Genomic DNA, 23,213 nt, shown 5'->3' on the forward strand with positions numbered 1-23,213 from the left:
CCCCTCGCGCGCCGGCGGGCGGCTACGCCGTGGTGTGGTGCTTGTTGTCCTCGGTGTCGGGCTGGCCGAAGGTTTCCGCGAGCGCGGCGATGGCGACCTGGACCGCGGTCAGCTTGTAGCCGCGGGCCGCGATCTGGGCCGGGTCCTTCCCGTGGGCGTTGGCCGCGTCCCACAGGTCTTCGGCGACGCGGACGTTGATGTTGGTGCTGGCCGGCTTCTGGCCGCGCCCGGCCCGCCGGGGGGCGGGCGGGGTCCAGTCGCCCTCGATGAAGTCGCGGAGGCTGTTCTCGACCACGGTGGCGACGTGGGTGTTGTCCTCGGCGCCCGCGTAGACGCGCTCCTTGAAGGCCACGGGCACGCTCAGGGCCCTGTTGGGCTTGGTGCTGGCGTCACGGGCCGCCTTGGCCACGCCCTGCTCGGCGCGCTCGCGGGCGTAGTCCACGCACAGCCGTACCGCGTCGACCATCCCCTGCGGGGTGCCTGCGGCCTGCAGGACGTCCAGGGACTCCAGGGCGGTGGGTACGGCGGCCAGTGCTGCGGCGTGCTTGATGTGCTGGGGCACGGGTGCGGGTCCTTTCCCTGGCCGGCGGTCCTCCCGGCGGCCGGGCGGACGCCCGCGGTGGTTGATGGGCACGCCCAGTGTCCTCCATTCTGTGAGTACGCGCGCAATGAGATAGCGGCTTCCCGGTGAATCCGGGGTGCTCCACCACCGTACCGTTAAAGTAAGTACGCGCGCAATCATTTACAGAGCGGGGGTGGCGCACCTACCCACCCACCCCGGGAAACACGAAAAACCCCACCCGGGACACCCAGGCAGGGCTTCAGCACGAACGCAGGCCGCGCACAACGCGGACAGCGTATCCGATCAACTCCCGAGCCGCCCAACACCCCGCCGAACAGCAGCATCCGCTCCCCGCTGTCAGCGACCGCCGCTACACTCGAACCGCACCGAACGGCAAGACGCGCACGCCGTTCGCCGCCGCCTCCCGCGCCCACGCCGCTGGGGCACAGCCGGCCAAGGTCTCCCGGGGCCCGCGAGGTTGAGCTGAGCATTGTCCTGCATCCGGCCCCGACGTACACGGCCGGCGGGAAGCGTGGGAAGTCCGCCGGGCCTGGAGTACGCCATGCCGAAGAAGCAGCCCACCGCCGCGAAGCGGGCCCGCACCGCCGCCCGCTCCGGCGTCAAGTACACCGCAGCCCTCCGCGAGGCGGCCGGCCCCGATCTTCCGCCCCACGTCGACCTCTTCGAGGACCAGGCGCTGCCCGAGGGCGAGCAGATGGTGGTCGACGGGTTGCGGGCACTCGCGGCCGCGGGTGAGCCGCTGCCGCTGCGCTTCGCAGAACCGGCACCGGAGGTCGCCGAGGCCCTGGCGCGAGCCGCCAGCAGCAGCAACCCCGCGAGCGCGAGCTTCAGCCGCCGCTTCCCCCGGTGGGCATCGGTGCAGGCCGCCGTCGACGGCTACGTGCTGACCGAGACGCAGTACGGGCCGAACCGGTCCGGCTACACCCCCACCAGCCGCGGCCCGCGCGTGCCCGTGCCGGTGCGCGCGGCGGACGGCACCGTCACGGTGGTGGCGATGCCCGAGTGGGCGCGGCTGCACGACGGCCGGTGGATCTGGGCACACACCGGCTGGCCCCTGGACGCCCCGGGCCAGATCATCGACCCCCCGCAGGAGTTCGCACCGGCACCGGGCCTGCTCTGGGAAGTCGCCGTCTACATGGACCTGGGCATCGAGGAGGGCAAGGTGTTCGGTGAGGACTACGGCGGCAGCTCCGGCGGCTGGGACACCGCCGCCTGGTGCACCAGCCGCGAGGACGCCCGCCAGATCGCCCGCGCCTACACCGCCTACCGCGGCCACTACGCCCGCGCCGACGTCGTCGAGCACGGAACCGACAACGGCATCATCTCCGTCACCCGCGACTCCTTCTTCCCGGCCCCGGACGCCCCCGAACGCCCCCGCCCCGCCCGGCCGGCCGGACCGCGCCCCGAACTCCACCACACCGAGGTCCCCGAACCCGCCTGGTACAGCGGCGTGACCCACCCCCCGAACGTCTCGCTGCACGTATGGACCGGCACCGCGTGGAAGACCCTGGCCTGGACCCAGTCCGGGCTGATCACCCAGAACCTCGGCATCGGCCAGGGCGGCCCCTACGAGTGGGCCGCCTCGCTGGGACCACGCCACCCCGACAAGGGGCTGCACGACTGGACCCAGGAGGGCCGAGAAGTGTGGGGCCGCTACCCCGACCCCGACTACCAGGAGCGCTCGGCTGACATCGACACCTGGCGTCGCGCCAGGGAGGACGCGCTGGTGAACGCGCTCGCCGAGCGAGGCGGCCTCACCCCGGAACAGGCCGCCGCCCGGCTGGCCCAGGGCGGCGAGGACTACCGCCAGCTCCTGGACGTGGGGCAGGCCGTCATCTCGCGCGGTCTGCACACCGCCCGATTGGCACTGCCCGAAGGCCCCGAGCGCACCGCCGTCCGCCACGCCCTGGACGACCTCACCGACCGGCACCGGCCGCCCGCCGACGCGCAGCGCATCGCCGACGAGCAGCTCGACCGCGAGACCGAGAAGGACCGCGCCCCCGAGGTGACCGCCTGGTGCCGCCGGGCAGTAGCCGAGTACCTCGCACCCGCGCCCGACCCGGCCGCGGCCGGCATCGACGGGTTCCGCCCCGCGGCCGTCTGAGCCGCCATCGGCACCCTGACCCCGGACGCACCTACGGCCCGCCGCATGGGGGTGCATTGCGGCGGGCCGTACTGCACCACTTGGGAGGGTGCGCCCGACCTCGCGCGAGGGGGAGGGCCCTGCCCACGCTAGACCCGGACCCGGCCGGCCGGGAACCCCCGGGACAGCGGAACCCCTCAGCGGCCCCGCCGCGCCCCGGGCCGGTCCCTCACCTCCGGGAACCGCCGATACAGCACCGGAACGCTGATCCCCGCCTCCTGGGCGACCGCGTCAACCGACAGGGACGGCACGGCCAGCAGGTGACGGATCTGCGCGACCTGCTGGTCCGACAACTCCACCGGCGGCCGGCCCCGCACACCCGTGCCCCGCGGCCGCCGGGCGGATGCCCGCGGCTCCTCGCCGAGTTCGGACCGGACCGTACGCGTCAGCCGCTCCAGCACACCCGGCAGCGGCTCCCACCCCGTCTCCCCGGCCATCACCCAGTTCAGCGCCGCCACCCCCCGCGCGTACGCCTGCCTGATCCCCTGGGCCCGCAACGCGAACCCCGGCTCGGGCTGCCACTGGTTCGCCTGCAAGGAGACCCACAGCGCGGACTGCGTCCCCTCCAGATGGCTGATCAGGCCGTCCCGCACCACAAGCCACCGGCGGACCGCCACCGCCGTACCCGGCTGCAACGGCCACACCGCCTCCTGCACGGGGAGCTGGACGCTGTTCTGCGGGCGCCGCACGCTCCGCAGCTCCAGCAGGTCCTCATCCAGGTCGCCGACCCGCTGCGCGGCCAGTTCCCCGCTGCGCGCGCCCGTATCCAGGACCACCGCGACGATCGCGAGCAGCCGCGTACGGTCCTCCGCCGACAGCAGCGTCCCGTCCCGCTCCAGCGGCCCCTGCCCCGCCATGTCCACCAGCCGCCGGTACAGCACCCTCAACTGGCCCGGCGCCACCGCGGACTTCAGGTCCTGCCGCTCCACGACGGGCAGCCACACCTCCCGGCCCGGGACGACCTCCCCGGCGAGGATGCCCAGGCAGTCCCGCACGATCCGCAGCGTCGCCACCGGCAGCTCCCGCCCGATGTCCTCCTCCCGGGCCCGCAGCCGGCCCGCGGCCGCCAGATCCCAGAACGCCCGCAGCGTGGGCTCGGCGAACATCCCGGCCGCCGAACCGGCCGGGCGCCGCCGCCCGGCCGGCCACATCTCCAGCGCCCGCGACCACATCCCCACCACCATCCGCAACTGGCGGGCCCGGGACGCCGACACCTCACCCGCCAGGGCGTCCACCACCGCATCCAGGGCCCGCACCGAGGCCGGCACCGCCCGGCCCTCCGCCTTGTCCGACATAACCGCAAGCGTCCCACGCCAGCCGCTGGCAGGATCAGCGGATGCTCATCACACCCCGGCCCGGCGCCCACCGCGACAACATCCTCAGCGCTCTGCGTGAGGTGCACACCTCCGCCATGAACGCCCGCAGCGCCGGACCGTCCAACGCCTACCGGCGCCTCCTCAACTACCTGGAGTGGGCCACCGATGCCGCGCGTCGGCTGCGCTCCCAGGTCAGCGAAGCCGACCTGGACCACCTCATCTTCACCCGCCGCCACGCTGCGCTCCTCGACGGCGTTGGCCACCTCGCTGGCACCGAACAGCAGCGCCTCGTCAACGGGCTCGTGGACCAGGAACTCCACGAGCGCGAACGGGATCTCGCCGAAGCCGCCATGGCCCTGCAGAACCAGATCGACCGCTGGGGCGGCCAAGCCATCTTCGTCATCGCCGACACCAGCTTCTACATCCAGCACCCGATCAAATTCGACCACGTCGACTACCCCGAACTGCTCAGCACCGTCCCGTACGACGGCGTTCATCTGGTGCTGCCGATCGTCGTGGTCGACGAACTCGACCGGCTCAAGGAGGGCAAGCAGCAAGCCCGCTGGCGCTCCAGCTACACCCTCGGAGTCCTCGACAACATCCTCGAGGACTCCGGCGCCGGCACACTGCGGCCCCGCGACCCGAAGACCACCACAGGCGGCATCTGCGGCGCCATTACCACCGAGATCGTCTTCGACCCGCCCGGCCACGCCCGCCTGCCCATAGCCGACGACGAGATCATCGACCGTGCCCTCGCCATCCAGGCCCTGGCCGGCCGCCGCGTACGTATCCTCACCTACGACACCGGCCAGGCCACCCGCGCTCGCGCTGCCGGCCTCCCCGTCAAGAAACTCCGCGGCGACGCCGGAACCGGCGAGGAACCCGACTGGGCAGCCCTCGAAGCCGCCCAGACCAAGGGCACCGGCGGCACCCGGCAAGCCCGCCGCGAACGCAAAACCGCCGAGGCCGCAGCGCGGGACGGCGCTGCCGCGGCCGACACGAGGAGGCGTGACGGGCAGCGCCCCTCATGAGCGCGCCACCAGCGGTCGCCGGAGCGGGGCCGGGCGGAGGATCGTTCTCAGCGAAGAATCGTACGTACGCCCGGGTGCGGTGCCGGGCGGGCCGATGGGGCATCAGAAACGTATCGCCTGCGATAAGATGCCTTATCGCAGGTCAGGGCCATATTCGCTGGTCGGCGGCCGGTAGAGCGGGATCTTCTCCAGCGGGTCGCCTTCCTCGTCCTCGGCCATCCGCACGTACACCGTCTCCGGGATGCGGGAGTCATCGGCCCAGCGGCCACGCCGATTCAGCGCCTTGCCGCGTACACCGGCGGCGGCCATGTCGGTGGTCGGCCCGGCCCGCAGCCCGTGCGCGGTCGCCTTCTCCGCGCCGGGGATGCCCGCGAGCTTCGCGCGGCGCTTGACGATCTCGTTGACGGCGTGGCCGGTCAGGAAGTCCCCCCGGGCGGTGGCCACCGTGCGGGACTGCAGCGTCCCGGCGACGGTCAGCGCCCGGAACAGCGGGCCGCGGCGCACCCCCAGCGCGCGGAGCAGGTCCAGCCACGCGCGCATCCGCCGTACGGGCTCCAGGTCCGGCCGGTCCTTGATGCGCACCGTGGCGCCTTCGGCGTCCTGGTCGGTCTTGGACTTCGGGAAGAACACGATGACCTCGGTGTCGGTGACCGTGACGTCCTCCACCTCCAGGTCCGCGAGTTCGATCCGGCGGGCGAGGACCCCGTACCCGCAGGACAGCAGCGCGGCGTCCCGGATTCCGATCGGGTGGCGTTCGTCGCAGGTGCCGAGCATCGCCATCACGCCCGCGAGTCGGATCGCCGTCGCGCGCTTGCGCCGGTTCCCCCGCGGGTTCTCCCGCCGGTACGTGGCCAGGTGCTCGCGGAACAGCGTCGGGTCCGGGCGGCGGCCGGGCGGCTGAGCCGACATGATCAGAGACATGTAGGTCGAGATCGAGGTGGCCTTCAGGCCCTGCCGGATCAGGTGGTTGCCGTACTCGGTGTACGTGGCCGTCGTGCACGGCACCGCGACCCGCCCGGCCGCCGCGCACCACTGCTCGAACAGAGCCACGCGGCTGCTGCGGTTGTAGCGGGTGTTGGCCGCGCCCTTGCGGCGATCGCGGGCGGCAGTGTCCTCGGAGACGTAGAAATCCTGCTCGCTGTACGTGGGGCCGTCCCCTGGCCGCGCGGGGAGCTGACCGGGGTAGAGCACGGTATGCCGGTCCACCAGCGGACGCGCCGCAGGCACAGGGTCAGCGGCCGGCCGGACAGCGGGCAGCAGCTCGCCGTCCTCCACCAACTCCGCGTCGACCACCTCCTCCTCGGCGCTCACGGACCCTGCCTCTCCGCCTGGTTGATGGCGCGGGCGTAGGCGGTCGCGGCCTGCCACATGTCGTGACCACCCTCGTGGGGCCGGTACGGCGCGAGCCACGCGAGGGCGTTGGCGGTGGCGTCGAGCCAGTCCGCGAGCGCTACGTCTTCGGGTGTTCCGCTGGCCCGCTTGGTGTCGGCGGCCTGCTGGAGTTCGGTTGCCTGCGGCCATGTGGTGCGCTTCTCCGGCGCGGTCGCCATCGATCAGTCCTTCCGGTTGACGAGGGCGGGCCCGAAGCCGAGCCAGCGGGGTGTGAGGGTGCGCGGGGTCTGGCCGGTCACCTCGCTGGCCTTGCGCATGAAGCGGCGCAGGGCTTCGCGGCGGTCTTCCGGGCCGCGCTCGCCGGCCTGGACGTCGGCGAGGACCGGGCGCAGTGGGTGGGCCTGGATTCGGATGCGGCCACGCTCGCTGTGCTCGCAGTGGCGGTCGGCGATATGCAGCCAGTCGGTGGCGTCGAGCCCTGCGCCGAGGGCGAGTTGATCGATGCGGTTGCCGAGTTCGGTGCCGCCGGCGGTCCAGGCGTACCAGATGCGGACGCCGCCGTCGGGCCGCCAGAAGTTGATCCACAGGTACGTCTCGGGCGGGAAGCCGTCGGCGATGCCCTCCGCGGCGGCCTTCTCCACCGGCCGGGCATCACCAGTCGGCGCGAGCACCAATCGGCGCTCAGCAGCAGCGGCGGTCGTCATCGTCTGCATGGGTCAGTCCTTCGTGGCGGTGGGGGACGTCTGGTGGATGTCTGCCATGCACCCATGGCAGGTAGAGGAGGCCGGACCGTAGGAGGCGACGGCGAGTCCCTCACGGTCGAAGTAGCGCAGGCAGCTCCCGCACAGGTACTGGCGCGGGCCACTGGGAGCGTCGGTGTGCAGGCGGTAGCCGGTCTTGCGCTCGCGTCCCTGCGTCGTCCGGTCCGTCGGGTGGAGTGACTTCAGGCTGACCCACTTGTGCCGGCCGTTGGGGTGGAAGCGTCCGCCGCCGAACGGGATGACGACATACGCCTTGCCGTCGTCCACTGCGTTCACGATGAACGTCGAGAGCGGGTCCCAGTTGAAGCGCTGGCAGGGTACGAAGACCTGCCCGCGCTGCACCCTGAAGTCGGCGGTGGTGGTCGCCGCGGCGGCCATGTCAGTCCCTCCCGGCGGTCAGGTCCGCCATGAGGGCGGCGCGCGCCGGGTTGGCCCAGGCGGGCCGCCAGTCAGGGTGCTCCTCCCACTGCTCACCGCAGTTCGTGAAGAAGTTCCAGAGGGTGGCGGCCTGCTCGGTCTGGCTGTTGTCGAGGCAGACCAGCAGGTACGTGGTGGTGCTGGCAAGCGTGATCTTGTGGGAGTTCGTGAGGCGGCGCACGGCCTCGTGCTGCCGCTCGGAGATGTCGGGATCGGCGAGAGCGGCCTGCCACTCGTCCTCGTTGCGGGCCTGGAGGAAGTCGTGCAGCGCCTGGATGTCGGCCTTGGTGGGCACGGTGATCGGCATGGGTCAGGCCCCCAACTCGTCGCGGAAGGCCCGGTTGCGCGCTTGGTCGGCCTCGACCTGTGCCTTCACCGCGGGGTCGTTGATCTGGTCGGGCGAGTGCAGGAGTGGCCCGGCCCGGTGACCGAAGCTCAAGCTGAACGCGACCGCGGCGTCCGCCACCTTCTGGCCGTCCAGGTCGCCGCCTGTGAACCGCTGGAAGGTCTCACCATCATCGGCGACCTCCTTCTGCAGCCGCCGCTCGAAGCTCTCCAGGCGGGATCGGAGTTCGGCGGCCTTCTCCCAGGCGTAGTACAGGTTGCCGTCCTCGACCGCGCCGGTCAGGCGGCCGATGTGGTCGACGATGCGGGCGTAGTCCTCGGCGAGGTTGTTCTCGGGGGTGGCGCCTCCCAGGAGGCGGTACAGGTCGTCGCTCACGGGCGTTCGGGGCTCCTCGGTGTCGGTCGGCGGCCCGGTGGAGATCGTCTCTCCCGTAACCAGCCTTCTATTAGGGAAATTATAGAAGCCTACTTGGGGTAACACCCGACGAACCATCAACTCCGCCCGACCCACCCGGCCGACAGCGGAACGCGATACTGGGGCGATGGATCAGCAGCCGCACGAGCCGAACGTCACCTACTCCGCCCCGATCGGCTCAGTCGACCTGGACGCGTTCAAGGACGACGGCACCCCACACGAGATCTGGCCGTGCACCGACTGCTATCCGTGGCACGCCGAAGTCGTCAACGTAGAGGGCGAGATCCTCGTACGCGAGTGGCACGCGGTCGACTGCCAGCAGTTCCGCGACCTCACCGCCCGCGACTGAGCGAGCGATGCCGCTCTTAGGTCTGAGTTATTCGCGTCTGGGAGAGCGATCCTCCCACGCGGACGGTCCGGGCCAATTCGGGGTGCCGGTAAGAACGCTGCCATGAGCCGCAAACGAGAAGGAGGACACCAATGACGATCTACCAGACCCCGGCCGAGCCCGGGAAGCTTCAGACTTACGCGCCGCTTGACCCGCAGGCACTGCACGGCCTCGCCCAGCATGCCCTGGACGTGCTGATGCCCGCGGCGATCGGACCCGAGCGCGAGACGCTGGCCGAGGGCGGCGCCCAGCTCGCCATCGCACTGTCCGAGTTCGCCAGGCTGGTGGAGGCCGCCGCCGCCGACCAGCTCGCCCGGGGGGAAGAGGTCGTGGAGCGACTCCGCCGGGCCTCGCTCCACGTGCACGAGCACATGGCCGCCGTGGTGCCGTCCCAGGACCTTGACGCGCGGAACGTCGAACTGATCGAGAGTTGCCTGGAAGAGGGGCTGCCGGTGGTTGAGTCGGTGACGGCGGAGCTGCTGCTCGCTGACGGTCAGGCTGCCACGGTCCGGCTGACGAAGGAGACCGCGCATCAAGAGGTCGGGCTGAACGACGGTCGTACGGCCCGGCTCCCTACCGCCGATCACCTGATCGTCCGCGATGGGTTCCACAACTTGGCACGGATGCTTGCCCCTCTGGCTCGGGAGGCTGGCACGGGCGGGGAGCAGTAACAGAGACGGCGCACGACGCGAGAGCCCCGCACCGGGACGGTGCGGGGCTCTTTGATTGCGGCTCATGACAGCGTTCTTACTGGCACCCCGCGCGGCAGGGGCATCACGGTGTCCGGCCTACTGCTCCCACGGCCACCGGCTGTCGCGGCCCGCCTCCAGGAGCGGGATCATGCGGAACGCGGCGTCGGTCAGGCCGCCGAAGGCGTGCCGGTTCCGGCCGCCCGACGGGGCGTGCCCCGCCTTGTAGCCGGCGAGGTTCCACGTGTACATGGGCACCGCCTCCGGGATCGAGGCGGACACCTCGCGCGGGTCTTCCCCGGTCTGCTCGTCGGTGACGATGACGACCCGGTCGTGGCCGTGGAACTCCTGCCGGAGAGCTGCTGCGGTGTCGGTGCCGCCGCCGAGGAACCAGCCGCCGTCCTTCCACTTCTGGACGTCGCCGAGCAGCGAACCGCCCCGGGTGAGGGGGAACGTCTTCGTCTTCGCGCCGGGCGCGTCGTTCACGTAGTAGCGGGCGCTAGAGAACGACACCACGTCCGCTGCAGCGCAGCGGCGGCCGACGGCGAGCCCGAACAGTGCGGCCGCGTCCCAGCGCATCAGGGAGCCGTCGCGGGAGAACTTCTCGTGCATGGAGCTGGAGGTGTCCACCAGGATCAACGTGCGCCCGCCGAGCGCCGGGACGCTGGAGAGGGACGCGGTGAGGGCCTTCTCCAGGGCCTGCCCCCACCGCAGGGAGGGGGCCGCGTTGAACGCCGAGTAGAACCGCATCGGCAACTGCCGCGAGCGGGCCACCTGCTCCGGGTCCGCCAGGTCCGCAGCGACCTGGGCGGCGACCTCGTCCGAGACCCCGGCCTCGTCGAAGTTCCGCAGGTTCCGCAGCAGCGCCATGTAGCCCATGGACGGGATGGCCGCCTCCCACGCGGCGGCGTCCATCGGGCCCTGCAGCCAGCCCGCCAGCGCCTCCCACGTCATGCCGGCGTGCTGCAGGAAGTCCCCAGCGTCCGGGCGGCGCAGCAGGTCACGCCGCTTCCCCAGCGGCCACTTCGCAATCTGCGCCCGGGTGTCGAGGAGCCGCAGAGACTCCGGAATGGGATTGTCGCGGTTGTGGCGCCGGTCGATGGCGTGCCGGAACAGGTCGCCCTGCCACACGGCCGAGGGGGCCGGGTGGACGAGTTCGATGACATCGCCGAAGCGGAAGCCCTTGGAGTCGCCGTCGTACTTCAGCAGCGACCGCTCGGTGTAGAGCCCTCCGACTGCGTCCTCGATGCCGCGCTTGACCGGCTTCGGGATGCGTCGGCCGTACCGGGACGTCCAGTACGCCAGCAGTTCGCCCGGCTCGTCGGCGCGCTTGAGGACGGAGGCGATGACGCGGCGGTTCCAGCCGCCGGCCGCCGCGTTCTCTGCCGCGGTGTCCGGGACCAGGTCGCCGGCCGCCGTAGCGTCCAGCCGGGCCTTGACGAACTCGGCCGCGCCGACGATCGCCGCGGTCCGCATGTTGCCCTCGCCGCGGAGCCACCCGAGCAGGCCCGCAGCCCACTGCGGGTCCTCGACCGCGAACTGACGGACGAGCTGGGTGTACCGGTCGTCGCGGTCGCCGCCCTTCTCGTAGAAGGTGTCGGTCCCGACGAAGTTGGCCACGGCGAGCAGGAACAGCTCGGAACGGGCGTCTCGCAGATAGCCGGCCCCGCCCTGGTGGGTGACAGTCCGCTCGCCGGTCGACCGGACGGGCGAGTGCACGGACGGCTTGACCGCGCGGGTGTTGAAGCGCGACATGAAAAAGCCCCTCACTGTGGAGGGGAAGCGCAGCGGTAGGGTGCCCGAGATCAAGTCGGCGACGGAGACAAAGCGCTCTAGGCCGCTGAGCTACACCGCCTCACGGCGGGCCGGGATTCGAACCCGGGTCTCTCTCTTAGCAGGAGAAGTATCCGTTACCTGCGCACCGGGCACCCCGATGCTGTGCCTCCCGAGATCAAGTCGGCTGCGGCGTCACCTGTTTCGAAGAAGTAGCCGCGGCCTGCGCACCGGGAGGTGCATGAAGTTGTGGCGTCAGCTTACCCGTGCCTACCGACAATCCCCCAACCTTTTCCGATAGGCGATTCTGAGGGGGAATGCCCATCGGTGAGCGCCTGACGTAGGCGCGGGGTTCTGACCTGCACTTTTTAGCAGAGCGGGCCCAATGGATGGGCGGATGCTGCTGGCGCCCGTTATTTCTTGGCGCTTTTTGGAGGACGGGGGTCCGGAGACGCGAAAACGGCCCCCGCCGGTCAGGCGGGGGCTCGCTGCGTACGGATCAGACTCCAATGTCGTGCAGGTACGGCTTCGCTTCCTCCGGGACGCGCGGCTGCCCTGGCGGCTCCAAGCCGGATGCTCGGGTGAAAAGCACCAGCGTGCGGACCCACCCCGAGAGGTAGCCGATAGCTGAGGTCTGCCCGCTGATCTGAGTGTCCTGCCGGGTGATCCGCCCCTCCAGGCGCTCGATGTCCTTATCGAGGCGCTCGGTGACCTTCGTGAAGTCATCCCGGCGCTCCTGGCGGGGCGTCCTGCGGGCGGCCCGGCCGACGCCCACTGTCCCGGCCGCGGTCACTGCCGCTACGACGACCGACGACCAGTCCATTACGGGTGGCTCCTTGCTTTTGCTCGCGGGTCCGGCGGTGGCTCGTCCCAGTCGGCGCACACCGCCGGGGCGCCGGCGAGCGCGGCGAAGATGAGGCCGCTCACCCACCCCCGGGGGTTGGAGCCCTCGGGCCACCACGACACGAAAAACGACAGTGACCAGGGCAGCCACACCAGGACGAGGGCCGCCCAGCCCGGCCAGTCCCGGCCCTGCCGCAGCGGTGCGCACAGGATCGCAACCACGCCCGCCGCGGTGAGCGTGGCACCCCACCCGTGCAGTCCCATCAGCCCCAGCAGCAGCCGTAGCCCGGGGGGCCGAACCGGCGGCGGAGTCGTGATGAGGCTGACCCCGTACAGCAGAGCGATGGTGCCCAGCATGGTGAGGAGCGCGCCGCGGTGGCCCACCCGGCGGGCGGCACGGCGGACCACCGCCCGCACCTCAGACGCCCCGAGCCAGAGACGCGGACTCCTTGCTGCCGAACGCCCGCGCGAGGATGCCCTTGACGAGGGACCCGGCGGCGGCGATCCCGGCAGCCCCGACGGTCTCCCAGAAACTGGCGTGGAACATGTCGGCCGGACCTGCGGCGACCGCAACGCCGGCCGCGGAGACGACGAACGTGGCGGCCGTGCGCTCGGCGAGGTCGATGGCGTAGGTGCGGGCGGTCCTCGCGAGGACGCCGACCGGGGGCAGGTTGATGCTCATGCTGGTGATCCGTTTCTGCTAGCTGGGGTGGGTCAGGACTGGAGTCGGGCGGCGATCTTGGCGGCGACCTGCTCCGCGATCGTGGATGCCAGCGCCGGGCTCGCGGCGACCTTGGTGGCGATCGCGGCGAGCTGCGCGTCCGTCAGGACGGGCGCGGCCGGCGGCTCGGTGAGCAGCTTGTTGACGCGGACGGCCGTCTCCCACCACAGACCGCCGAGCGTGGTCTGGTCGCCGCCGGTCTTGATGGGGTCGTCGACCTTGAACCAGCGGACCTTCTCGGCCGCCGCGTCGGCGATCTTGTCGATTTCGGCATCAGTCAGGGGCACGGTGTCCTCATCGGGGGTGTAGGTGCTGCTGGCCATGGCCAGCAGCTTCGTGAATGGGAGCGACCCGGGGTCACCGTGGACGTTTTCCGGGACGTGCTGGTGCCCGCAGATGCCCTTGAACGCGGACCACTGGGCGAAGCTCATGCGGGCCGGGGACGCCCCGTAGGAAGCGGGGGTGACACCGGGGCGCCGGTCGTCCCGGCCGTAGGCGAGCCACACCGACGGACCCGTCAGGGGCACCCCGTGCTCGCGGTGCGCCCAGGCGAGGAAGTCCGCCACCTCCTGGAGCGCCCAGTCCGGGGCGGTCGGCCAGTGCAGGTAGTCCACGCCAGCGCGCAGGTTGCCCCAGGTGGTGGCTTTGGAGTCGTCGCAGGTTCCGACCAGTTCGACCTGCGAGACATTCAGGGTGTTGGTCTGCACGCCCCCGGCGAGGTTCTGCAGGGCGCGCGAGGACACGTCGAAGTCGAAGTGCTGGTACCAATTCAGCCGCTTGTTCTTGACGTCGGGCACCGCGGTGAAGTTCGGGGCGTCGGCGCCGCCCGAGTAGCCGGGCAGGGTGGTGCCCTCCGTGGTGTGCAGGACGACAACGTTGACCTCCATGGGGTCGCCGCCCCACGTGCTCTGCCACCAGTACGTAGTGGAAGCGCCCGGGTACCTCTGCGGGCCGCTCATGGCCATGGCCAGCTCCTGTGGGTTGAGCCCTGCCGGGCGTGACGAAGCCCCGGCCGATCCGGCGCGGGGCTGGGTTGGTGGTGGTGTGGGTGCCGGTCAGTCGATGACCTGGTAGGCGGCCTGGTAGGTCCCGACGGACTGTGAGGCGGACCCGGCCACGCCGTACGTGATGTTGAAGCCGGTGGTCGAGACGTTGGTGACGCCGACCTGCCTCGCGTTGGTGGCGGCGTTGGCCGGCACCGCGATGACCACCGGAGTACGGGCCTTGGTGCGGCTGAAGGTGACAGTGGCCTGGCTGCCGGTCGTGGGGCTGGTGCCGGTGCCGAGGTTGACGACGCCAGCACCGTTGTCGGCGGTCGCCGACAGGGTCGGGGTGGGCGGGCTGGTGCCCGCTCCCGAGGCGGCGGCCACCGTGGGCTGCGTGCCGACGACGGCAGTGTCCACGGCCCTGGCCGAGGCCAGGCCGTTCTGCCGGTACAGGCCCGCGATGTCCAGGCTGGTGTTGTTGCCGTTGTCGTAGACGGCGCTGGTGACGCCCCACGCGGCGCCCCGCACGGACACGTGTTTGGCGTACTCCGCCCACACCCCGTACTGCGGGCTGTCGTTGCCGGTGGAGGTCGCCCCGTCGTCCACGCCGACGGTCTGGGCCAGGCCGGTGATGACCACCGGGCAGGTGGTGCTGCCCGAGGTGCCGATGACGGCCACCCCGGCGAGGTTGCCGCCGCCCAGGTTCGAGTTTTTCCCGTCCCGGCGGGTCAGCAGGTCGGTGAAGGTCAGCGGCTGGGTGCCGGTCGCGGTGATTTTCACGCCGTAGTTCTGGTTGCGGTCGGTGGAGCAGGCCACGAACTGGGCGCCTCCGACGCCGACCGACCCGGTGATGCGAAAGCCGTCGGAGGCATTGAATACCGAGCGGCAGTCGAGGTATCTGGCCTCGCCGGGGTTGTCGATGAGCCAGCCGATCGCGGACGCGGACACCGCGAGCGCGTCGCTCACCGTGGAGTCGGTGAGGTTGGAGAAGCTGAAGCCGTTGTTGTGCGCGCTGTACGTGGTGATGGAGTGCATGTCCAGGCCGCGCGGGTAGTGCGTGGTGCCGTCGGTCGAGGCGTAGCCCAAGGTCTGCCAGCCGTTCCCCGACGTGTTGGAGCTGTCCACGCCGCGGACGATCCAGTCCCGCACCAGGCCCTCGAAGAGGACACCCACGACCCCCGAGCCGGCGTTCTGGCCGAGCACGGCCAGGTTCTCGATCCGGCCGCCGTCGTTGTCCAGGCCTGCCCCGGTGATTTCCTTGTCGGCGACGTGGATCAGCTTGGTGTCGGAGAACAGGGTGGCGTGCGGCTTGATGGCGCAGGGGGAGCCGCCGCGGTACTGCCAGCGGGGGCTGTGGGAGCCCAGGTAGGTGCGGTTGCGCTTGAGCTTGATCCCGGCGGAGACCCGGTACTGGCCGGGCGGGAAGTAGACGACCCCGCCTTCGGGGCAGACGTTGATCGCCTCGTTGATCGCGGCCAGGTCGTCAGTGCTGTCGTCGCCTTTCGCCCCGTGTGCCTTCACGCTGATCCAGTCCACGCCGCCGGCGCCCAGCAGGGACCCGTCGACCTGCACGGGGCCGGTGATGATCATCATCCCGGTGTCAGTGACGGAGAAGCGGGCGCCGCCGATCCCGGCGTGTTCCAGGCGGCGGGAGGCTGCCCGTTCGGCGGCGTCGCGGCGCTGCCGGTTCAGCCGCTCCGCCAGCGTCCGGGCGTCGGCCGGGAGTTGGTCCACGCGCAGCGGCATCAGTCGTCCTCCAGCAGGATCGGTGTCACGGTGTCGGCGCCGGGGTCGAGGTTCCAGGCGTAGCAGCGGGCCACGGTCTCGGCCCCCTTGGGGAATCTGGGCGAGTGGTCGATGCGGACCCGGACGGAGTCGCCGAGCCCGAAGTCCCTCCCGACCCGCGGCGCGCGGGAGGCGACGGCCTGGAGTGTCCACGCGGCCGACCCGGTCCTCATCTGGGCCAGAGCCTGGGTGGCGTGCGCGTCGAGCTGGCCGGGGTCGGTCAGGCCGGATGCCGGGGTGTAGCGGTAGTCCCACCGGCACCACCCGGAGGTGATCAGGTCGGCGGCGGTGTGGTCGGCACTGCGTAGCCGGGCCGATCCCTCGCCGTCGCCCCACGCGCGGACGCGGGTGGCGGCCTTGCCGGCCTCGTAGGACTCGGTGAGGGTGTAGGAGGCGAGGTTGCCGGGCATGTCGAACACCGCCTCCGGCCGGACCGACTGGACGCCGATCTTCGGGCGGACCCGGACCACCAGGCGGAACCGCGTCTGCCCGGTGTCGGCCCACTCGGTGTCCACTGTCCACTCGGGTGCGCCGTCCATGCCCATCAGCTCCTGCAGGGCGGACAGCACGGTGCGGTCGTCGCCGTCCTGGAGCTGGTAGGTGAGCGGGGTGCCGCCGGCGGCCGGGGCGTCGATCACGAAGGGCGGGGCATCGGTCAGAACCGCGGTGGCCAGGTCGGCCATGATGAGCGCCTGGTCGCGCAGCACCCCGGTGTAGTCGCCGGTGTAGCGGCGGTCGAAGTACGCCTCCGGGGTGGCCGCGCCGAGCTGCAGCGTGCTGCTGGCGTTGTCGGTGCGGGTCAGGATGATGCCCGACCAGACGGGCTGTGCGGTCAGGGTGTCGACGGCGACCAGCATGGTGCGTCCCGGGTCGGTGGCCGGCTCCCACGCGGGCGGTGCCCCGTTCAGGTCCAGGTCGAACTGGGCGGACGTGGAGACGCCGAGTTTGCGGCCGATCTCCCCGGACAGGGTCAGCGACCGCAGTTCCTCCGCGATCCGCCCGGTCCGCAGGTCGCACGCGTACCAGGCCAGGACGACGGGTTCGGCGCCGGTCATGCGATCTTGTAGGTGCCGTTGCCGCGGATCACGTTCCCGGCGACCCAGGCGTTCGTGCCGTACACGCCGGCGCTGCCGAGGGTGGCCAGGGAGGTGCCGCCCGACCCGGAAGGGGCGAACAGCTGTACGGCCGTGTTCCCGGACGCCAGGGGGATGCTCAGCGGGATCCTCACCGGGCCGGAGCCGCCGATGGCCTGCCCGGTCCCGGTCCGGGAGATCCCGCCGATCGGGAACGGGACACTGATGCTGTACGCGCCGGAGCCGGGGTTGGTGTCCGAGGCGATCATGATCTCGAACGCGAACGTGCAGGTATCCCCGACCAGGCTGTATTCGCCGTTCACGGACCCGGAGCCCTTGTTCGGGTTGGTGGTGGCTGCCGTCCATACCGGGGTGTACGGCTGGGTGTCGCCGGCCGCGAGCCACGCGGTTCCGGTCCACGTCTCCAGCACGCTGCGCGCGAGGTTGTAGCGGGTCTGGCCTGTGTGCAGGCCGGCCACCCCCAGGTCCGCCGAGGGCACGGGCAGGATCCCGCCCGGTGCCACGGTGAGGGGCATGACCGCGGTGGACACCGTGGCGGCCCCGCCACCGGACGCCGGCACCGTGACCGTCGCCAGCGGAAACGCGTACAGCCCCGCCGGGATCGACGGCGCGACGGGCGAACCGGACGGGGTCCCCGCCAGGTACACCGGACTCACCTGCCGCAGACCCGTACCGTCAAGGTCGGTGTCCCACACCCGCAGATACACCAGGTCAATGCGGGTGAAAGTGGCGTCCGCCGCGTTGATCACCTGCGTCCAGGAGGAATCCAGCGCGACCCGGTAGGAGCCTTCACCGTTGGGTGCGGACACGAACGCGCTGCCGCTGGCCACGGTGATCGTGGTCCCGGAGATCGTCGTGCCCAGACCCGTACCGGGCCGCACCCCCTGCCGGCCACCCCGCCCGGTGCCGTTGGACATCGTCATCAGGGCGTCGGCGACGCGCAGTTCGTGCGCGTCGTAGGTGATCGTGTTCAGCCACAGGGGATCCGGCACCGTCAGCGCTCCTTCATTTCCAGGCTGAGCGCCACGTGGCGGTCAGCGTCGCGGTCGGGTTGTAAACGGCGGACCGGAATTCCAGGCGGACCGTGCTGGCGGGCGGGATCTCCGGCCACGGACCTGACAGGTAACGGCGGCGCGATGCGGTGCCGTTGAGGATGGCGGTGTGTGCGTCCGTATCGAGCACCAGGACGTCACCGGTGAGCAGCGTGTCGGCGTAGGCGAGCGCGGCCACCGTGCCGTCCGGGTACTGCACCGTGATCGTCGGACTGCTCACCGGGCCAGCGATCGTCAGCAGCGGATGGGTCCCGATCGTGCCCTCGTTGGTGGCGATGATCGCCCCGGACACGGTCGTCGCGCTCACCGTGAGAGGCACGGTCGCGGGGAGTACCAGGCCGCCCGTGGTCGACGGCAGGGACGTGGTCCCCGCTTGCAGGTCGGTGCCGTACCGGCGCGGGTCCGGCGCCGTCACCAGCAGGCTCCAGGTCGCCACGGTGTCGGTCTCGTACTTGACGATCGGCTTCCCGGACTGCCGGACCGACACCTGCTTCGGTATCGCCTCGTGCACGACGAGCGTGGCGTACCCGTCGAGCGGCGCGGCGGCCAGCAACTGCTCGACCGCAGCGTCGAGCTGGGCGCCGGCGGGGGCGACGATCGTCCCGCCCAGTGTGATGACCCGCTCGCCCAGGTAGCTCGGCCCTATCCACGCCCCGTGGGCCGCCTCCCGCTGGGTGACCGTAGAACGCACCTCCGCGGAGTCCCAGCCCTGCAGGCCGTCCGCGCCGACCCGCCACGCCACCCCCGCCGAATCGACCAAGCCGAGCTGCAGCGCGCCCAGGTCGACGCGCCGGCCGCCCAACACGGTGCCCGGGAGCATCCGATCACCCCCCTTGTCAGCCGAGCGCTTCCATGTGCCGCAGCAGGTCCGCACGCTGCTCGCCCAGCGACTGGTTGGCCGCGTGCAGGTGGATCTCCTGCGACCGGTCGACGTGCGTGGTCCCGCCACCGGCCGACGTGTGGCCCGCCCACCGGCCCGCAGGCACGAGCTGGTAGCCCATCCCCGCGGCAGCGGCCGACAGCAAAGCCGCCGACCGCGCCGAGCCGTTCTGCGGGATGAACCATTCCGGGACCCCGGCCTCCGCCGCCAGGACCGCGGTCGGCCGGGTCAGCAGACCGCCCCGGGCCATCGCGGTCACGCCGCTCTGGCCGCCCCACTCCTTCAAGAACTCGGTCTTGTAGGCGCTCGGCAGCGCGCTGATCTGCTTCATCATCTTCGGGACGAGGGCCCGGATCGTGGCGACGTCCAGCCCGGCCCGGATCAGGTCCTCAAAGCCCCGCCCCCGGCCGCCCCGCAGCGTGGACAGCAGCGTCAACGCGTTGGCCAGCTCCTCACCCGTCAGGGTCTGACCGGAGCCCTTGACCGCCCGGTCCGCCGCCGCAGCGGCCTTGCTGTCGCCCGCCGCCTGGTGCGCAAGGTCCTGGGCTGCGGCGTCGCCCTGCGCGGCCAGGGCCTGCGCCAGACTGCCGTAGCCCTGGGCCGCCAACTTCTGCAGATCGGACGCGAATTGGGCAGACTCCTTCGTCGCCCCGCTCACCTGCCGCTGGAAGTCCGCGAGACCGGCCTTCGCCACACCAGCAGTGGCCTTGAGCTTCGCGGCGATGTCCGCGAACTGCTTGTCCGACGCCTTCGCCAGCGCTTGGACGAGGGCGTAGCCGTCCTCCCCCATCCCTTCGAGGATGCTGCGGATCTCCGACCCGCCCCGCTTGCCGATCGCGTCGAGGGACTTCCGCCACGTCTCGGTGGCGGCCACGGACCGGCCGAGCTGCACCTGGTACGCCCGCAGGTCGAACGAGGCCGGGGCCTTCGCGCCCTTGGCGACGCCGAGGGCGGCGTCGGCACGGTAGACGTCGGACTTGGCGGAGGTGACCGAGGCGTTCGCCTTCGCGCTGGCGTTGCGGGCGTCGCGCAGCTTCTTCTCCGCGGCAGCCAGTTGCGCCTCGGTGTGGTGCCCGGAACGCACCCGGCGGAGGTTGGCCTCGGCGTCGTGCAGGGCCGTGGTCTCCTTCGCCGCGTCGGAGAGCGTCTTGGCCAGGGTCTCCCACGCATCCTTGAGCCGGTCGCGGGCGGTGTTGTACCGGTCCATGGCGTCCGTCGCACCGCCCAGGGCCGGCGCTTGCGTCGGGGTGTACGTCGGCAGGCCGCCGGACGCGTAGGACCGGACGGCGCCGACCGCGTTCCAGGCGATTCCCTTCCCGCCGAGCCGCCGCACGGTCTCCTCGGCGATCGCACGGGACCGGTGCCGCTTGCTGGCCGCGAACGGGATGTATGCCTCGCCGCCGGTCTCGTCCTCCGCCCACACCCGCCACTCGCCCGCCCGCGCGATCTGCGCGACGTGCTGCTCCATGCCGCCGCCGGCGAAGTGCCGGATGCCGCCGTTGGCCTCGCGGCCGATGGTCTCGATCTGGTTCTTGCCGGCCTGCGAGCTGAGCTTCCCGGTCTTCACCTTCTGCTCGATGGTGAGGACGATCGTGCGGTCCCGGATGGCCCGGATGTGGGCGTCCAGGTCCGCAAGGGCCGCCTTCTGGGCCTTGGTCGGCACGGTGATCTTGATCTGGTGATTCGGAAGCGTCTCGACCTTGTAGCCGATCGCCTTCAGTTCGGCGATCGCCGCAGCCGAGGGCGCCTTGACGGTGATGGACTTGCCCGCCGGGACGTCCGCGAGTTTCTTACGGACCGCGTCCAACTCGGCCGCTGTCTTCTCCAGACCGGGCGCCGACACCGCGGTGGTGGCGGACCTGGGCACCTGGAGGTAGGCGGTGATGAGCTTCTTGACTGCCTCTTCATTGAAGCCGCGGGCCTTGAGGTCCTGCCTCAGCAGTTCGATGTCCCGGGCGTAGGCGGCCTGGCCCTTCTTCATGCTTTCGGTCTGGGTGGCGACCGCCTCGGCGTGCGACTGGGCGGCCCTGGCCGCGTTCAGGATTGCCTCGGTGTTCTTCCGGCCCTTGTCGGTGTTGATGTCGAGGCTGTGGCCGTTGTCCTTCACCGAGTCGGCCACCGCGGCCACGGAGTTCCGGAAATCGATCTCCGACAGGGCCGTGTCGATGCTCGCCCCGTTGAGGGCGTCAAGGGCCGCGGTCAGTTTCTCGGTCTGGGTGGCAGTGTCCCTGATCGCGTCAGCGCTCAGCTCCATCTGCTCCGCGAACTCCTTCTGGCTGTCCGCGGCCAGCTTCTGCTGGGTACCGGCCCCGGTGAGGGCGTCTGTGTACTGCGGGAGCAGGGTCTTGAACTTCTTCGTGGACGTCCCGGACTTCTCCGCCTCGGCCGCGTAGATCTTGAAAGCTTTCGCGGCTACATCGGTCGCGCCGGAGGCCACGAGGTTGCTGAGAGCGTCGTCGAGCGCCTTGATCTGGTCTGTCGCCTCGGTGTACGAGCCGATATTCGAGCTGGTCAGGCCGAGGTGGCCGACGCTGGAGGCGATGTCGTCGAGCCGGTTGAGGGTCGAGGGATGGGCGATGCGTGCGACCGCGTCGCCGAAGCCGTCCAGTTCCTTGACGCCCTCGCTGGTCTTCTTACCGGACTGGACGAGGTCCACCAGCGAATCCGTCAACTTCGTCACGTTCGGGGCGGGCTTCTTCAGCGCCTCGGTGAGCTTGTCGGCCCCGCAGGTGAGCGCGGCCAACACGCCGGCCACCATGCCGAGCCGTCCCAGGCCGGCCATCAGCGTGCGGGTGCGCGCGGCCGTCAGGCCGAGTTCCACCAGTGCGCGCTGAGTCCGCACGATGCGCGGCAGCATGAGCAGCAGACCCGAGCCGATCAGGCCCACGACGCCGAGGAATCCCGCGAGGGCGGTGACGGACTTCTGTACGCCGGGCGGGAGGTCGGTGTACCAGCGCACGACCGCGGTGAGGGCCTGGGCCATCTCCCGCAGCATGCCGTTGGCGGCGCTGCCCGAGGAGATGAGGGCGGTCTCCAGCGCGGACGCCAGCCGCCGGACGTCGCCTTGCAGGTTGTCGGTCTGTGTGGCCGCGTACCGGGCGGCGTAGCCCTGGTCGTTGGCGGCTTTCGTCCAGGCGTCGATCCCGGCCGCGCCGGCCTGGGTGACGATCGTGGCGGCACGGATCGCGTCCGATCCGAAGATGATCGACATCGCGGAGTTGCGGGCCTCGGGCGAGAGTCCGCCGAACGACTGCTGCATCCTGTTGGCGACTTCGTCCAGGCCCACGAAGTTGCCCTGCGCGTCATAGGCACTGAAACCCAGCTTCTCCATGACGCCGCGGGCTTCCTCGGACTGCGGGGTCAGGCGCATGAGCATGGTCTTGAGGGACGTACCCGCGTCGCTTCCCACCAGGCCGTTCTGCGCAAAGAGAGCCAAGGATCCGGCCGCCTGCTCCAGGGACAACCCGGTTTGGTGGGCCAGCAGCGACGACTGTGCGAAAGCGAGCGACATCTGGTGCACGTCCGTCGCGCTCTTGCCGGCGGCGGCGGCGATGACGTCGGCGATGTGGCCCATCTGTGAGCCGGACAGGCCGAAGCTGTTCATGGCCTTGGCTGCCACGATCGCGGACTCGGCGACGTCCATCTCGCCGGCCGCAGCGAGGCTGAGTGTGCCCTTCAACGCGCCACCGAGGATGTCCGCTGTGGACACGCCCGCCTTGGCGAGCTCCTTCTCCGCGCCGGCCGCCTGGGTGGCGCTGTACTGGGTGGAGGCGCCGGCCTGGATCGCGGCCTGCCGCAGGGAGTCCAGCTCCTTGCCGCTGGCCTGGGTGGCGGCCTTGACTCCGGACATGGCGGTCTCGAATCGGCTGGACGCGTAGACGGCGATGCCGAACGCCGCGACCAGGCCGAGGCTGGCCGTGCGGGCCCCGCGCAGGGTCCGCTCGGACCGGCTGGCCGCGGCTGCCGCCGCGCTGCCCATCGTGCGGGCCCGGGCGGCAGCAGCGCCGAACGTGGCTGCCAGGGCGCGGGCGTTGGCGTCCGCGCGGGCGGTGGCCGCCGCTGCGGCCACGGCCGCGTTGGTGGCGCCGGACGCAGCCAGGTGTGCCGAGGTGGAGATCCGCTCGGCCGTGGCGGCGGACGCCGCAGCCACCCGGGACGCCTGTGCGGCCTCGGCGAGCGCCAACCGGCTGGCCAGCGACAGCTGACTGGTGCCGGCCGCCGCTGCCGCGGTCGCCGCGGACATGCCTGCGCCAACGCCGGTGACCGCCCGTGTTGAGGCGGCTGCCGCGGCGTCGATCTGGCGGAGCGCGGCCGTGCCCGCAGTGCCAGCGGCGTGGAACGTGGCCGGGAGTTCAGCGGCGGCGGCGCCGACCTGCCGAGTAGAGGCCGCTGCCGCGGTATTGGAGCGGGCGAGGGTCTGCGAGGAGCGGGCTGCCGCGGCGTCCAGGCGGCCGAGCGCGGCCTCACCCGACCTGGCCATCCCGCTGAAGGTGCCCGCGACCGCGCTGGCGGTCCGCTGGGCGTCCCGCTCGGCCCGGGTCGCAGCAGCGCGCGCGCTGGCCGACATCCGGTCGTTCGCGCGGACCGCGGCGTTCTGCCCGGCGGCCCACTGGGTGGAGTCCAGCCGGAGCCGGACGGTCACGGTACGGTCCGCCACGG

General features: G+C 71.4%; 22 protein-coding genes and 1 tRNA gene. 4 read left to right on the forward strand and 19 right to left on the reverse strand.

All coding sequences use genetic code 11. The annotated features are described in order from the left end of the window. Window positions 1-22: 22 nt before the first annotated feature. On the reverse strand, window positions 23-562 hold the full coding sequence (locus VIW71_RS13810) for a hypothetical protein (protein ID WP_331622472.1): 540 nt from the start codon (window positions 560-562) through the stop codon (window positions 23-25). A 562-nt stretch (window positions 563-1,124) separates the two neighbouring features. Between VIW71_RS13810 and VIW71_RS13815 the strand changes: the two genes are divergently transcribed. Continuing rightward, window positions 1,125-2,687: a hypothetical protein gene (locus VIW71_RS13815; RefSeq protein WP_331622473.1), complete on the forward strand. Its 1,563-nt coding sequence runs from the start codon at window positions 1,125-1,127 to the stop codon at window positions 2,685-2,687. A 176-nt stretch (window positions 2,688-2,863) separates the two neighbouring features. Here VIW71_RS13815 and VIW71_RS13820 read toward each other — a convergent pair whose 3' ends face one another. Continuing rightward, window positions 2,864-4,021: a hypothetical protein gene (locus VIW71_RS13820; protein WP_331622474.1), complete on the reverse strand. Its 1,158-nt coding sequence runs from the start codon at window positions 4,019-4,021 to the stop codon at window positions 2,864-2,866. Between the two features lie 41 nt (window positions 4,022-4,062). Between VIW71_RS13820 and VIW71_RS13825 the strand changes: the two genes are divergently transcribed. Beyond that, a complete protein-coding gene (locus VIW71_RS13825; protein ID WP_331622475.1) occupies window positions 4,063-5,073 on the forward strand; it encodes a PIN domain-containing protein in 1,011 nt (336 codons plus the stop codon). A gap of 132 nt (window positions 5,074-5,205) precedes the next feature. On the opposite strand, the gene VIW71_RS13830 is transcribed toward VIW71_RS13825, so the two are convergent. Genes VIW71_RS13830 through VIW71_RS13855 form a run of 6 tightly spaced genes read right to left on the reverse strand, consistent with a single transcriptional unit; the run spans window position 5,206 to window position 8,304 of the window. Then, window positions 5,206-6,384 (reverse strand): tyrosine-type recombinase/integrase, encoded by a 1,179-nt coding sequence (locus VIW71_RS13830; protein WP_331622476.1) that lies wholly within the window; start codon window positions 6,382-6,384, stop codon window positions 5,206-5,208. After that, complete coding sequence (locus VIW71_RS13835) at window positions 6,381-6,623, reverse strand: hypothetical protein (RefSeq protein WP_331622477.1); 243 nt, start codon at window positions 6,621-6,623, stop codon at window positions 6,381-6,383. Before VIW71_RS13835 ends, VIW71_RS13830 begins: the two co-directional genes overlap by 4 nt. A 3-nt stretch (window positions 6,624-6,626) precedes the next feature. Continuing rightward, window positions 6,627-7,118, reverse strand: coding sequence for a hypothetical protein (locus tag VIW71_RS13840; RefSeq protein WP_331622479.1), 492 nt, complete (start codon window positions 7,116-7,118; stop codon window positions 6,627-6,629). A gap of 3 nt (window positions 7,119-7,121) precedes the next feature. After that, window positions 7,122-7,544, reverse strand: a complete 423-nt coding sequence (locus VIW71_RS13845) for a hypothetical protein (RefSeq protein ID WP_331622480.1) — start codon at window positions 7,542-7,544, stop codon at window positions 7,122-7,124. A gap of 1 nt (window position 7,545) precedes the next feature. Further along, entirely contained in the window at window positions 7,546-7,890 is a 345-nt protein-coding gene (locus VIW71_RS13850) for a hypothetical protein (protein WP_331622481.1), read from the reverse strand. 3 nt (window positions 7,891-7,893) lie between these two features. Beyond that, on the reverse strand, window positions 7,894-8,304 hold the full coding sequence (locus VIW71_RS13855; RefSeq protein ID WP_331622482.1) for a hypothetical protein: 411 nt from the start codon (window positions 8,302-8,304) through the stop codon (window positions 7,894-7,896). 166 nt (window positions 8,305-8,470) lie between these two features. Between VIW71_RS13855 and VIW71_RS13860 the strand changes: the two genes are divergently transcribed. Together VIW71_RS13860 and VIW71_RS13865 are read left to right on the forward strand one after the other, a co-directional pair. Then, complete coding sequence (locus tag VIW71_RS13860) at window positions 8,471-8,692, forward strand: hypothetical protein (protein ID WP_331622483.1); 222 nt, start codon at window positions 8,471-8,473, stop codon at window positions 8,690-8,692. A gap of 131 nt (window positions 8,693-8,823) precedes the next feature. Further along, window positions 8,824-9,402: a hypothetical protein gene (locus VIW71_RS13865; RefSeq protein ID WP_331622484.1), complete on the forward strand. Its 579-nt coding sequence runs from the start codon at window positions 8,824-8,826 to the stop codon at window positions 9,400-9,402. A gap of 117 nt (window positions 9,403-9,519) precedes the next feature. Here the strand turns inward: VIW71_RS13865 and VIW71_RS13870 are convergent, their stop codons facing one another. From VIW71_RS13870 to VIW71_RS13920, 11 genes are all read right to left on the reverse strand, one after another. Then, entirely contained in the window at window positions 9,520-11,175 is a 1,656-nt protein-coding gene (locus VIW71_RS13870) for a TROVE domain-containing protein (RefSeq protein ID WP_331622485.1), read from the reverse strand. 102 nt (window positions 11,176-11,277) lie between these two features. Further along, window positions 11,278-11,353, reverse strand: a tRNA-Ser gene (locus tag VIW71_RS13875). A gap of 339 nt (window positions 11,354-11,692) precedes the next feature. After that, the gene (locus VIW71_RS13880; RefSeq protein WP_331622486.1) at window positions 11,693-12,016 is read right to left on the reverse strand and encodes a hypothetical protein; all 324 of its coding nucleotides are present in this window, start codon (window positions 12,014-12,016) and stop codon (window positions 11,693-11,695) included. Then, a complete protein-coding gene (locus VIW71_RS13885; protein WP_331622487.1) occupies window positions 12,016-12,444 on the reverse strand; it encodes a hypothetical protein in 429 nt (142 codons plus the stop codon). The genes VIW71_RS13880 and VIW71_RS13885 overlap by 1 nt, the downstream gene beginning before the upstream one ends. A gap of 10 nt (window positions 12,445-12,454) precedes the next feature. Beyond that, window positions 12,455-12,718 carry a hypothetical protein gene (locus VIW71_RS13890; RefSeq protein ID WP_331622488.1) on the reverse strand — a complete coding sequence of 88 codons (264 nt, stop codon included), beginning with the start codon at window positions 12,716-12,718 and terminating at the stop codon, window positions 12,455-12,457. Between the two features lie 32 nt (window positions 12,719-12,750). Further along, window positions 12,751-13,722: a hypothetical protein gene (locus VIW71_RS13895; RefSeq protein WP_331622490.1), complete on the reverse strand. Its 972-nt coding sequence runs from the start codon at window positions 13,720-13,722 to the stop codon at window positions 12,751-12,753. 90 nt (window positions 13,723-13,812) lie between these two features. Further along, entirely contained in the window at window positions 13,813-15,489 is a 1,677-nt protein-coding gene (locus VIW71_RS13900) for a glycosyl hydrolase family 28-related protein (RefSeq protein ID WP_331622491.1), read from the reverse strand. Further along, on the reverse strand, window positions 15,489-16,583 hold the full coding sequence (locus tag VIW71_RS13905; RefSeq protein WP_331622492.1) for a hypothetical protein: 1,095 nt from the start codon (window positions 16,581-16,583) through the stop codon (window positions 15,489-15,491). Before VIW71_RS13905 ends, VIW71_RS13900 begins: the two co-directional genes overlap by 1 nt. After that, on the reverse strand, window positions 16,580-17,614 hold the full coding sequence (locus tag VIW71_RS13910) for a hypothetical protein (RefSeq protein ID WP_331622493.1): 1,035 nt from the start codon (window positions 17,612-17,614) through the stop codon (window positions 16,580-16,582). Before VIW71_RS13910 ends, VIW71_RS13905 begins: the two co-directional genes overlap by 4 nt. 13 nt (window positions 17,615-17,627) lie before the next feature. Further along, window positions 17,628-18,494, reverse strand: coding sequence for a hypothetical protein (locus VIW71_RS13915; RefSeq protein ID WP_331622494.1), 867 nt, complete (start codon window positions 18,492-18,494; stop codon window positions 17,628-17,630). 16 nt (window positions 18,495-18,510) lie between these two features. Further along, the gene (locus tag VIW71_RS13920) at window positions 18,511-23,211 is read right to left on the reverse strand and encodes a phage tail tape measure protein (protein WP_331622495.1); all 4,701 of its coding nucleotides are present in this window, start codon (window positions 23,209-23,211) and stop codon (window positions 18,511-18,513) included. Between the last annotated feature and the right edge of the window lie 2 nt (window positions 23,212-23,213).

Source organism: Streptomyces sp. (genome assembly GCF_036524955.1).
In the GTDB taxonomy this organism is placed as follows: Bacteria; Actinomycetota; Actinomycetes; order Streptomycetales; family Streptomycetaceae; genus Actinacidiphila.